Origin of the sequence: Micrococcus sp. EYE_212 (assembly GCF_023147585.1) — a bacterium.
Taxonomy (GTDB): Bacteria; Actinomycetota; Actinomycetes; order Actinomycetales; family Micrococcaceae; genus Micrococcus.
This window is the reverse complement of record NZ_JAHXOZ010000002.1, coordinates 195,287-206,385: the sequence shown is the minus strand read 5'-3', so window position 1 is coordinate 206,385 and position 11,099 is coordinate 195,287. Positions and strand designations below refer to the sequence as shown.

At 70.7% G+C, this 11,099-nt stretch carries 10 protein-coding genes; 4 read left to right on the top strand and 6 right to left on the bottom strand.

Annotated elements, in window-relative coordinates:
* The first annotated feature begins 104 nt into the window (after nucleotides 1-104).
* Both KZX60_RS02725 and KZX60_RS02720 read left to right on the top strand, forming a co-directional pair.
* Nucleotides 105-620 carry a DUF2505 domain-containing protein gene (locus KZX60_RS02725; protein WP_248115486.1) on the top strand — a complete coding sequence of 172 codons (516 nt, stop codon included), beginning with the start codon at nucleotides 105-107 and terminating at the stop codon, nucleotides 618-620.
* Complete coding sequence (locus KZX60_RS02720) at nucleotides 620-1,303, top strand: phosphotyrosine protein phosphatase (protein ID WP_248115485.1); 684 nt, start codon at nucleotides 620-622, stop codon at nucleotides 1,301-1,303. Before KZX60_RS02725 ends, KZX60_RS02720 begins: the two co-directional genes overlap by 1 nt.
* Nucleotides 1,304-1,311: 8 nt before the next feature.
* On the opposite strand, the gene pth is transcribed toward KZX60_RS02720, so the two are convergent.
* The 3 genes from pth to KZX60_RS02705 all read right to left on the bottom strand — a co-directional run bounded on the left by pth (nucleotide 1,312) and on the right by KZX60_RS02705 (nucleotide 4,127).
* Nucleotides 1,312-1,884, bottom strand: a complete 573-nt coding sequence (pth, locus tag KZX60_RS02715) for an aminoacyl-tRNA hydrolase (protein WP_248115484.1) — start codon at nucleotides 1,882-1,884, stop codon at nucleotides 1,312-1,314.
* A gap of 6 nt (nucleotides 1,885-1,890) precedes the next feature.
* Nucleotides 1,891-2,562 carry a 50S ribosomal protein L25/general stress protein Ctc gene (locus KZX60_RS02710; RefSeq protein ID WP_248115483.1) on the bottom strand — a complete coding sequence of 224 codons (672 nt, stop codon included), beginning with the start codon at nucleotides 2,560-2,562 and terminating at the stop codon, nucleotides 1,891-1,893.
* 242 nt (nucleotides 2,563-2,804) lie between these two features.
* Nucleotides 2,805-4,127 (bottom strand): hypothetical protein, encoded by a 1,323-nt coding sequence (locus KZX60_RS02705; protein ID WP_248115482.1) that lies wholly within the window; start codon nucleotides 4,125-4,127, stop codon nucleotides 2,805-2,807.
* Nucleotides 4,128-4,307: 180 nt separating this feature from the next.
* Between KZX60_RS02705 and KZX60_RS02700 the strand changes: the two genes are divergently transcribed.
* A complete protein-coding gene (locus tag KZX60_RS02700) occupies nucleotides 4,308-5,747 on the top strand; it encodes a polysaccharide biosynthesis tyrosine autokinase (RefSeq protein ID WP_248115481.1) in 1,440 nt (479 codons plus the stop codon).
* Nucleotides 5,748-5,853: 106 nt separating this feature from the next.
* Here KZX60_RS02700 and KZX60_RS02695 read toward each other — a convergent pair whose 3' ends face one another.
* The 3 genes from KZX60_RS02695 to KZX60_RS02685 all read right to left on the bottom strand — a co-directional run bounded on the left by KZX60_RS02695 (nucleotide 5,854) and on the right by KZX60_RS02685 (nucleotide 9,058).
* Nucleotides 5,854-7,275: a bifunctional dTDP-4-dehydrorhamnose 3,5-epimerase family protein/NAD(P)-dependent oxidoreductase gene (locus KZX60_RS02695; RefSeq protein WP_248115480.1), complete on the bottom strand. Its 1,422-nt coding sequence runs from the start codon at nucleotides 7,273-7,275 to the stop codon at nucleotides 5,854-5,856.
* Between the two features lie 13 nt (nucleotides 7,276-7,288).
* Entirely contained in the window at nucleotides 7,289-8,284 is a 996-nt protein-coding gene (gene rfbB, locus KZX60_RS02690; protein WP_248115479.1) for a dTDP-glucose 4,6-dehydratase, read from the bottom strand.
* A gap of 309 nt (nucleotides 8,285-8,593) precedes the next feature.
* Complete coding sequence (locus KZX60_RS02685; protein ID WP_248115512.1) at nucleotides 8,594-9,058, bottom strand: glycosyltransferase; 465 nt, start codon at nucleotides 9,056-9,058, stop codon at nucleotides 8,594-8,596.
* Nucleotides 9,059-9,198: 140 nt separating this feature from the next.
* On the opposite strand from KZX60_RS02685, the gene KZX60_RS12060 reads away from it, so the two are divergent.
* Entirely contained in the window at nucleotides 9,199-11,097 is a 1,899-nt protein-coding gene (locus KZX60_RS12060) for a glycosyltransferase family 2 protein (RefSeq protein WP_248115478.1), read from the top strand.
* The last annotated feature ends 2 nt before the right edge of the window (nucleotides 11,098-11,099 follow it).

Below are 11,099 nucleotides of genomic sequence, written 5' to 3'. Positions count from 1 at the left end.
CGCCGATGAGCGTGCCTCGCACCGCCCGGAACGCGACTGCCAGCATATAGGCTGAGGCGTCGATGCACGCCGCCCTCCCGGCGGCCGAACCCAGAGGAGAGACCGTGGCCTTTTCCGCTCAGCAGTCCATTCCGCACCCCCCGGCCGCCGTGGCCGAGGCCCTCGTCTCCGAGGACTTCCACCGCTCCGTGGTGGAGTCCTTCGGCGGCGCGCTGGTCTCCTTCTCCGTGACCGGGTCCCCCGAGGGCGAGATGACCGTCACCACGGTGCGCTCCGCGCCCGCGGACCGCCTGCCGGACATGGCCCGCAAGGTCATCGGCGGCTCGCTGCAGGTGGAGCAGGTGGAGCGCTGGGGCGCCCCCGCCGCGGACGGCTCCCGCACCGGCACCACCACCATCACCGTCCCCGCCGCCAAGGCGACCGCGGACGGCACCCTGAGCCTGGCCGCCGCCGGCGAGGGCAGCCAGTTCGCCGTGGACGGCACCCTGGTGTGCAAGATCCCGCTGGTGGGCTCCAAGCTGGCCGCCAAGGCCGAGCCCATGGTCGGCAAGGTCGTGGACCGCCAGGCCCGCGCGATCACCGCGTGGATCGAGCGCGGCGGTCAGCCCTCCCAGGCCTGATGCCCCTTCCCCCCTTCCGCCTCACCCGGCCTGGGCCCGCTCCTGCTCCCCGCCGCTCCGCGCGGCATTCGGCGGGCGCAGCCCCGGGCGCCGTGCTCCTCGTCTGCACGGGGAACATCTGCCGCTCGGCCTATGGGGCGCACGCGCTCCAGGCAGAGCTCGACGCGCGGGTGCCCGGCCGGGTCGAGGTGGCCAGTCTGGGCACGGCTCCCGACCGGGCCCTCACGGTGCCCCCGCCCCTCCTGGAGATCGCGGAGCAGCGGGGTGTGCCCGGCTTGGCGGAGCACCGTCCCGCGCCGCTCGTGGCGCCCGCGGTGCAGCACGCCGACCTGGTGCTCGTGGCGTCCCAGCGGCACCGCCCCGCCGTGCTGCAGGACGCGCCCCGGGCCGCCCACCGCACCTTCACCGTGCTGGAGTTCGCCGCGATCCTGCGCGCGATCCGGAAGAGGGCGCAGGCCGGCGCGGAGGTGAGCGAGGACATCGCGGGGATCGAGCTCCCGGACCTGGTGGCCCGCGCGGGGCGCGAGCGCGCACGGGTGCGCGCGGGTGCCGGCACACTGGACATCCGGGATCCGTACGGACTCCCCGACTCGGCCTACGCCGAGATGGCCGACGTCATGGACCCCGCCATCGAGGAGATCGCCCGTGCCCTCACCCGGGCGCTGTCCCCCTCGGAGGGCTGAGCGCCGGCTCAGTGGAACGACTGCTGGGCGGCCTCCAGCCCGTCGGCCAGGAGCTTCTCGACGGCGTCCGCGGCGCGGTCCACGTGGAAGGGCAGCGCCTTCTGCTCCTCGGAGGTGAAGGGACGTAGCACGAAGTCGGCCACGTCCATGCGGCCGGGCGGACGGCCGATGCCGGCGCGGACGCGGACGTAGTCCGGCGTGCCGATCGACCTGGTGATGGACTTCAGGCCGTTGTGGCCGCCCTCTCCCCCGCCGCGCTTCAGGCGCAGCGTGTCGAAGGGGATGTCCAGCTCGTCGTGCACCACCACGAGGTCCGCCGGCTCCAGGCCGTAGAACTTCAGGAGGGCGGACGTGGGGCCGCCGGAGGTGTTCATGTACCCGGTGGACATCGCGAGCACCACGCGGGGCCCACCGATGCCGAGCCGGCCCGTGGCCACCGTGGCGCCGGCCTTGTGGCGGGTGAACCCGCTTCCCATGCGGGAGGCGAGCTCACCCGCCACCATGTGGCCGATGTTGTGACGGGTGCGCTCGTACTCGGGCCCGGGGTTGCCGAGGCCCATGATCAGGTGCGTGCCCGTCACGGCGGATCAGTCCTCGGACTTCTCGGCGTCGCCCTCGGCGGACTCGCCGCCCTCGGACTCGCCCTCGGCACCCTCGGCCGACTCCCCGCCCTCGGCGGCCTGCTCCTCCTGGACGGACTCGTCGCCCAGGTCCTGCTCGACGACCTCGGAGACGGTCGCGATGACGATCTCGTCGTCGAGCTGCAGCACGGAGCCGGCGGGGACCTGCACGTCGGTGGCGTACGCGTGCTCGCCGGCCGCGCGGCCCTCGACGGAGATCGAGACGGACTCGGGCAGGTGGGTGGCCTCGGCCTCGACCGGCACGGTGGGGTAGTCGAGCACGTACTCGTTGCCCTGGGCGACCTCGCCCTCCACGTGCACGGTGACGTCCACGACGACCTTCTCGCCGCGGCGGACCTCGATGAGGTCCAGGTGCTCCACGGTGTCCTTCAGGGCGTGGCGCTGGATGTCCTTGGGGAGCACCATGTGCTCCTCGCCGGCCTCGCTCACCACGGTGAGCAGGGCGTTGGGGTTGCGGACGGCCAGCGTGGTCTCGCGGGCCGGCAGCAGCAGGTGGATGGGATCGGCGCCGTGGCCGTACACGACCGCGGGGATCTGGCCGGCGCGGCGGGCCTGGCGGGCGGCCCCCTTGCCGAAGTCGGTGCGGCGGGTGACCTTGATCTTGATCTTGTCAGACATGGTGTCCTCCTCTGGTGTTCTTGTCCCCACCCCGGGTGCGGGGCGCGGATGTGGCCAGGAAGGGTGCCGGGCCGTCGGGAGCGGAGCTCACCGGGACGGCGCGGCGGCCTCGTCGATCACGGAGCAGCGCTCCCTCGCCTGGGCAACCGGATCAGGATACCACCGGCGGTGGGAGAGCCGAGGCTGGAGCGGGCGACGGCGGTCGACGGCGGGCGATCCGAGGGGTCGAGCTGGAGACGCGCTCACGCGAGGCCGCGCAGCCGGTCCCGCCGCGCCTGCTCCACGATGCGGGCGGTGCGGGACGATGTCCCCGTCTGCGCCGTCTCCGCCTCGTGGGCGGCCAGGAGCAGGGCCATCCCCAGGGCGAGAGCTCCGTAGATCGTGATGAAGACCTCGCCGAGCTGGAGCGAGGTCACGAGGATGACGACCGCTGCAGCCTCCAGGGCCACCCGCGTCGGCGTGCGACGTGTCTGTGTGAACGGGCGCAGGCACACCAGGACATAGGCCCCCACCACGGTCAGGAGGAAGACCCAGCCGCCCTCCGTGATCAGCGCCCAGTAGGAGTTGTGGTAGAAGAACTGCCCCTGCTCCAGGTCGACGACGGCGGTGCTGAGCCCTGAGCCGTACCACGGGGCCGCGGCGGTCTTCGCCTGCGCCGCAGCATGGATCTGCTCGCGGAACCAGTCCGTTCCCGTGCGGTCCCCGAACACGGAGAGGGTGGCGAGGTTCTCCTCGGCGAAGGTCACCAGCTGGGCCATGCCCCACAGCAGGCCCAGCCGCATCACCCGGCCGAGGTACGGCGTCAGGAGGATCCACAGGGTGGCGCACGCGAGCGCCGCGAGCGACGTCCGGGAGCCGGTGAGGAACGTGAGCCCGAACGCCGCGGCCAGGATCGCGGCCTTCACCCACGTCCGCTGGACGGTTGAGACGAGGAGCGGCCCGATGAGCGCATAGAACAGCCCGGCGACGTTCTTGTCCCCCAGGAAGCCCGTCAGGTAGGAGCCGTAGTCCCGGGAGACGAGGCCGGCGTAGAAGAGCGGCACGTTGATCAGCCCGCCCATGGCCATGCCCTGCAGCAGCCCCCGTACGTCGAGGCGCTCCTCAGCGATGGCCACGATGAACAGCATGAGAACCATGATGCGCACGCCGCGCCGCAGCGGGTCGAGGTCGTTCATGAGGGTGACGACGACGAGATAGACGAGGAGCGCTGCCGCCGCCACCGCTACGAGCCCGAACCGGGAGAGGTCGCGCCGCGGCGGACGGAAGGCCGCCACCGCCAGCAGGAGGATGGCGCACATCTCGGGGAAGGGGATTCCGACGGTCCATCCGGGCACCGCCTCCATCATGAGGCCGGCTCCGAGCATCACGTCCAGGAGGCGGGGGGACGCGCTGGAGACCAGCGGGTTCCAGGCCGAGGCCGTCCACGCCGCCTGCGGAGCCGGGGCCAGGCCCGGGAGGCGCCTCGGGCGGCCAGACCGCGAGACACCCGCGGCCGCCCGGGATCCGTCGCCGCTGGTCAGGGTGAGATTCGTCACGGCGGCTGACGGCGGAGGGGTCGCGACCATGCGTCGGCACCCTTTCTTTCTGACGGCGGCGGGCTGACGCCCCTCAGCGTACTGGGCACGGTCGGACGCCACAGAAGGAGCACCGGCCACGCGGCCCGAGCCGCTCGCGTTCTGTTGATACCGTGGGCGCACTGGGGCACCACCCGCCCCGCCTACTGCCATGCCCCGAACGAGGTACCCGTGACGGTCGTCGACTTCCTCCGCCTCCTGCGGGCGAACCTGCTCCTCCTCGCGCTGACCGCCCTGCTGGGGGCAGCGCTCGCCTTTGGCTACTCGGCCCTGCAGCCGCGCCTCTACGCCTCGGAGTCCACGGGCTTCCTGGCGCCCAGCAACACGGAGAACAGCGTGATCACGGGCGGCATGCCGGGCGAGTCCCGCGGCGCGTCCTACCTCGCGCTCACCAACAGCGCCGCCGTGCTGGACCGCGTGCGGGAGGAGACGGGGCAGGACGTGAGCGGCTCGCTCACCGCCGCGATGGTGCCGGACTCCAACCTCATCAAGGTGACGGCCACCTCCACCGACCCTCAGATGGCGGCCACCCTGGCCAACTCCGCCCTCAAGGCGACGGCGGACGTGGCCGCGGAGGTGGACCGGAACAGCCCGGTGGAGGTCATCCCGCTCTCGGACGCCAAGGTCCCCAGCACCCCCATCAGCCCGGACACCTCGAAGAACGTCCTCACGGGTGCCCTGGCCGGCCTGGTCCTCGGCCTGCTGTGGGCGCTGCTGCGCCGCATGCTGGACGTCAAGGTCCGCACCCGGAACGACGTGCGAGAGATCACGGGCGTCGGCGTCATCGGCTCGATCCCCGAGAACATCACCCTGGCGAAGAAGGGCGAGTCCGCCGTGGACCTCGACCCCCGCGCCGGCGAGGCGATCCGCCAGCTGCGCACCAACCTCAAGTTCGTCTCGGTGGACCACCCGCCCCGCGCGGTGGCCTTCACCAGCGCCAACCCCTCCGAGGGCAAGTCCACCGTCGCCTCCAACCTGGCCCGCTCCCTCGCCCTCGCCGGTGAGCGCGTGCTGCTGATCGACGCCGACCTGCGCCGCCCCCGTCAGCACGACCTCTTCCAGGTGCCGGGCGACGTCGGCCTCTCCGAGGTGCTCGCCGGCCAGGTTCCCGCGGACGAGGCACTGGCCGACACGGGCATCGAGAACCTCACCCTCCTGCCCGCCGGGCGGACGCCCCCGAACCCCTCCGAGCTCGTCGGCTCCGAGCGCATGCGCGCCCTGCTCCAGCTGGCCTCCCAGGACTACTTCGTGGTGGTGGACAGCCCGCCCGTGCTGCCCGTTACGGACGCCGCGCTCCTGTCCACCGCCGTGGACGGCACCGTGCTCGTGGTGCGCGCCGGCCAGACCCGCAAGGACCACCTGGAGGCCGCCACCGAGCTCCTCACCGGCGTGGACGCCACGGTGCTCGGGACCGTGCTGAACGGCGTGACCTCCTCCAAGCGGGGCGGGTACGGCTATGGCTACGGATACGGCGACTACCACACGTCGCACGACGCCTACCTGAAGGGCAACGACGCCCGCCCCTCCCGCGCGGAGTCCAAGCGCGCCGCCAGGGAGGCGCATCTCAGCCGCCGCGCGGAGAAGACCCCCGGCCGGCGCCGCAACAGCTGACAGCGCCCCCACTCCGACGCGAAGGGCCCGCACCGATCATCGGTGCGAGGCCCTTCGCCGAGGTGATCCGGTGCGCCGCGCTGCGGGGTTTCCGGCCGGGGTGGGCTCAGCCGCGTGCGGCCAGGTACGCGCGCAGGCGTTCGCGCTGACCCGGGGCGGTGTAGCCGACGGCGGCCAGGGGCCCGAGGTCGAGAGCGCTGTTGGTCGGGCGGGGGGCGATGCCCTCCTTGCCGGCCGTGTACTCCGCCGTGGTGGTGCCGGAGACGCGGCCGGCGTCGTGGCCGGTCTCCTCGAACACCCAGCGGGCGACCTCGTGCCAGGAGACCGCGTCGCCGCTGTTGGTCATGTGGTAGGTGCCGGTGGGCGCCTCGGTGGTGACCAGGTGCAGCAGGGCGTCGGCGAGGTCGTCGGCGAAGGTGAGGCGGCCGTGCTGGTCGGCGACGACGGCCGGGTCGATCCCGCGTTCGGCGAGGGAGGCCATGGTGGCCACGAAGTTCTTCCCCTCCCCGATCACCCAGGAGGTGCGGACGATCCAGTGCCGCGGCACGGTGCGCACCGCGGCCTCGCCGGCGGCCTTCGACTGGCCGTAGACGCCCAGCGGCGCGAGCGGGTGGTCCACCGGGTGCTCCTGCCCCACGGGGAGGGTGCCGTCGAACACGTAGTCCGTGGAGACGTGGGCCAGGGGGACGCCGGCCTCGGAGCAGCGTCGGGCGAGCTCCGCCACGGCCGTGGCGTTGACCGCCCACGCCTGGGCGCGGCCCGCGGGGGTCTCGGCGGCGTCCACGGCCGTCATGGCGGAGGCGTTGACGACGGCGCGGAGGCCGCGGAAGTGCTCGCGCGGCCAGGCAGCAGGGTCGGTGAGGTCCCACGAGGCGCGGTCGTGGGCCTCCACGGGGATGCCCGCCGCTTCGGCCCGGGCCACGAGGGCGCGGCCGAGCTGGCCGCCGGCGCCGAGCACGAGGATCGGGGCGGGCGGCATGGGGGTGACGTCCGCGAGCATCGGGTGGGCGCGGTCCTTGTCCGAGAGCTCGGCGTCCTCGAGCGGGATGGGCCAGGCGATGGCCGCCGTCGGGTCCGCGAGGTTGAGGAACGTGTACCGGCCCTGCGCGTCGGCGGACCAGTGGTCGTTCACCAGGTAGGTGTAGGCGGTGTCCGGCTCGAGCGTCTGGTAGGAGTTGCCCACCCCGCGCGGTACGAAGACGGCCTTCTCCGGGCCGAGCTCCACGGTGGCGACGGCGCCGAAGGACGGCCCCTCGCGCAGGTCCACCCAGGCGCCGAAGATCCGACCGTGGGCGACGGCCACATACTTGTCCCAGGGTTCCGCATGGATGCCGCGGGTGGTGCCGACGGCGTCGTTGAAGGAGATGTTGTTCTGCACCGGGGCGAGCGAGGCGAGGCGGGGGTGCTCGGCGGCGAGGGCGCGGATCTTCTCCCGCTGCCAGTTCTCCTTGAACCAGCCGCGGTTGTCCCCGTGGACGTCGAGGTCGAGGACGAGCAGGCCGGGGATGGCGGTCTCGGTGATGCGCATCAGCGGTTCTCCCTCACTGACCCTGGGCAGCGTACTTGGCCTCGACGGCGTCCTTGGCGGGGCGCCACCAGGCCTCGTTCTCGCGGTACCAGCGCACGGTGTCCGCCAGGCCGGCGCGGATGTCCGTGAACCGCGGCTCCCAACCGAGCTCGGTGCGCAGCGCGGTGTTGTCGATCGCGTAGCGCAGGTCGTGGCCGGGGCGGTCGGCCACGAGGTCGTAGTCGTCTGCGGGGCGGTCGAAGAGCTCGAGGAGGATCTCCACGATCTGCTTGTTGTTCTGCTCCCCATCGGAGCCGATCAGGTACGTGCGGCCGATCTCCCCGCGTTCGAGGATGCGCAGCACGGCCGAGGAGTGGTCCTCCGTGTGGATCCAGTCCCGGACGTTGACGCCCTGGCCGTAGAGGCGGGGGCGGACGCCGTCGATCAGGTTGGTGATCTGGCGCGGGATGAACTTCTCGATGTGCTGGTACGGCCCGTAGTTGTTGGAGCAGTTGCTCAGCGTGGCCTGCACGCCGAAGGAGCGCACCCACGCGCGCACCAGGTGGTCCGAGCCGGCCTTCGAGGCCGAATACGGGCTGGAGGGGTTGTACGGGGTGGTCTCGGTGAACTTCGCCGGATCGTCGAGCTCGAGGTCGCCGTAGACCTCGTCCGTGGACACGTGGTGGAACCGCTTGCCGTGCTTGCGGACCGCCTCCAGGAGGACGAAGGTCCCGACGATGTTCGTCTGGATGAACGGCGAGGGATCGTTCAGCGAATTGTCGTTGTGGGACTCCGCCGCGTAGTGCACGACGGCGTCCGACTCGGCGACCAGGCGGTCCACCAGGGCCGCGTCGCAGATGTCCCCGACCTCGAGAGTGACGCGGTCCTCGGGCAGGCCGGCGAGGTTCTCCCGGTTGCCGGCGTAGGTCAGCTTGTCCAGGACGACGACGTCGTGCCCGGTCTCGCGGACGACATGGTGGACGAAGTTCGAGCCGATGAACCCGGCGCCGCCGGTGACGAGGAGGTGCATGGGGTCAGACTACAGAGGCTCCGGCTCGCCATGCCCGGCACGCTGTATCAACTAGGGCCACATCTCTATTTCCCGTGCAGGCGGCGCAGCCGCGTGAGCAATGCTGCGCCCTTGTTCCACCAGCGAGGCTCCCCCCAGGCGGCGAGCATCTCCCGTGTCGCTTCGATTTCTCGCCGTCGCAATGCCACGAACTCGGGGCTTCCTGACGTGGCACTCATATCAGTCGTGAAGCCACCTCCGCGGATCACCCAATTAGGCCGACGCTGAGCCTGGAACAACCAGTCGTCTCCGCCCCAGATCCGAGGACCGTCAGGGGGGGATGGGCACATAGTCAGAGCGTCGCAGAGCCATGAACACGCCGAAACCCGTCCTGACATCCTCATATGAGGCTGGGCGGAGCCGTAGGCGGGTGTCCCCGGGCATGTTCATCCCTGCTCCATCCACACCGATCATTCCCACCCAGGGAAGATTCAGCCATCTGGCCACCGCATCGAGAACGGAAGGATGGAAGAGGACATCGTCATTCAGGATCGCGACGAGCCTGCCCCGTGCCTGCTCGACACCCAGGTTCCAGGCAGGGTTCACAAAGATGTTCCCCTCCTGTTGCAGGACGCGGATCTTTCCCTGCACCCATGGGAGAGGCTGGGGCGCGTTGTTCACGATGAGCACTTCGAGAACCTGCGGATGGTTCCCACAGAGTTGAGCCACCTCTCGCAGCTCCGCGGATCTCTGCAGCGTGGGGATGATGACGGACAGCGGCGCGGGAGGAGGCATGGGCACGTCAGGAGACTAGCCGCCAGACGGAAGCCACGGGCCTAATTCCCTTGCATCTCGCCTGAAGAACTGCACCCGGTGCACCAACTAGGGTGAGCTCGTGCGATCGGTCGCCCACTCGCCTTTCGAAAGGGACCTCGGTGTCGAACAGCCCCATCCTTTCCGTCATCATCCCCTGCAGCCACAGCGGCGAGAGCCTTCGAGAACAGGTCCAAGCACTGATCGAGCAACGGAATGCGCCGCGGATGGAGATCCTCCTCTGCGACAACGGCGGCAACCCATGGCTCCGGCAGTGGGTAGCCAGACTCAACCAGACGGCTGCCGTGCTCCGTTGCATCGATGCAATGGAGACACGCGGTGCCGCCTACGCTCGCAACAGGGGCATCGCCGCGGCCCAAGCTCCCTTCCTCGCCTTCTGCGACGACGACGACCTCGTCCATCCTGAATGGACACGTACCGCCGTGGAACTGCTTGCCCAATACCCGGTGGTGTCCGGGGGGGTCGTCGTCAGGGACGACGTCGAACTCGCTGGACTCTCCCGAGAGGAACGCCAGAAGCTCCTTGAAGAGGAGACCCGCCCGATTCCTCCGAGACTCGCAGGCAGGGGCTCGCTCGGCCCGGCCCTCATGGGTGGGAACTTCGCCGCCCGGCGGGAGGTGCTGCTGCGGGTGGGGGGCTTCGACGCCGCCCTGGTGGACGGAGGGGAGGACAACGACCTCGGGCTGCGACTGCATCGGGCAGGAGTGCCCGTCTTCGACTGCGGCGCCATGAGCATCCTGTATGCACGCCCGGGGCGCCCCGTGGCCCGCATACGAACACGTCGCAAGGCCGGCCGCGCGCTGGCCCAGGTCGCAGCCACCCGTGGGGCGTGGGCGGATGCCACGGAATTCCGCCGGCCCCCGCTCGTCGAACTCGGGAAGGCGGTCGGAGCGGCGGGCGCCATGGCGCTCGGGATCAAGCGCCGAGACTGGCCCGGGGTCCTGGACCGCGGGGCTGCGGCCTGGGGTCTGACGGAAGGGTGGCTGCAGCATCGCATCCTGCGTCACAGCCCGGCCAGCCACGTCGGCCTCGGTCTCAACAGTCCCGGTGATTCTCCCCTCCAGCGGACGGCCCCTCCGGCATGCGTCGGAACCACTGTCCTCGTCGTCGCGTACAACCACCAGGACTACATTCTGGAGACGTTGGAAAGCATCCGGCGGCAGACGCGCCAGCCAGCAGCCGTGCTCATCACGGACGACGCCTCTCCAGGAGCCACAGCCACCGAGGCCATAGTGCAGGAGTTCCTGTCCGGTGCGCCGACGACCTGGCGGTACATCCCCCAAACGACGAACCTGGGATTGAATCGGACGCTCAACCGTCTGTTGGCGCAGGTCACCACGGAGTTCGTCACCTACATCGCGGCTGACGACACCATGGCTCCGACACGGATCGAGATCCATGAGGACCTGTTGCGCAACAGCGGCCCCGAGGTAGCGCTGGCGTACAGCGACGCGTCTGTCATCGACGGGGAATCCCGCGTCCTCCATGAGACGTCTCGTGTCGAATTCCCCTGGCCGGAAGAACCGGCTCGCAGTTCCGACACACAGGCCTGCCTCGTCCGGGCGAACTGGATCCCCGCCGCATCTTTCTTCATGCGCACAGAGGTGCTGCGCACCTCCGGGGGCTATGCAGAAGACCTGTTCTATGAGGATTTCGAGCTGCTGATGCGACTGTCGGCTCGGCACAGGTTCGTCTACACGGAGGAACCGCTCGTGTCCGTCCGCCGTCTCGAATCGTCGCTGGGGACGACCGGATTCGCGCACAGCAGCCCGCGCTTCATCCGGTCCATGTACGCGGCCCTCCTGCATGCGGAGGAAGGCACCTCCCTCGAAGCCCGCGAAGACGCGCGCGCCCGTCGATGGGAGCTGGCCAAGCGAGCCTCCGCCACCGGGATGCCCCGTTGCGAGGTCCTCGCCAAGATGCGGGAAGCGCGCACCGGTGCGGCATCCCCCCTTCGCGCGATGGCCCACACCGCACGCGCTCTCCTGCACAGGAGATAGAG

What these genes read in the sequence shown, in the direction of transcription:
- KZX60_RS02720 (WP_248115485.1), top strand. Translation starts at nt 620, where the DNA reads ATGCCCCTTCCCCCCTTCCGCCTCACCCGGCCTGGGCCCGCTCCTGCT.
- KZX60_RS02710 (WP_248115483.1), bottom strand. Translation starts at nt 2,562, where the DNA reads ATGTCTGACAAGATCAAGATCAAGGTCACCCGCCGCACCGACTTCGGC.
- KZX60_RS02705 (WP_248115482.1), bottom strand. Translation starts at nt 4,127, where the DNA reads ATGGTCGCGACCCCTCCGCCGTCAGCCGCCGTGACGAATCTCACCCTG.
- KZX60_RS02695 (WP_248115480.1), bottom strand. Translation starts at nt 7,275, where the DNA reads ATGCGCATCACCGAGACCGCCATCCCCGGCCTGCTCGTCCTCGACCTC.
- rfbB (WP_248115479.1), bottom strand. Translation starts at nt 8,284, where the DNA reads ATGCACCTCCTCGTCACCGGCGGCGCCGGGTTCATCGGCTCGAACTTC.
- KZX60_RS02685 (WP_248115512.1), bottom strand. Translation starts at nt 9,058, where the DNA reads ATGCCTCCTCCCGCGCCGCTGTCCGTCATCATCCCCACGCTGCAGAGA.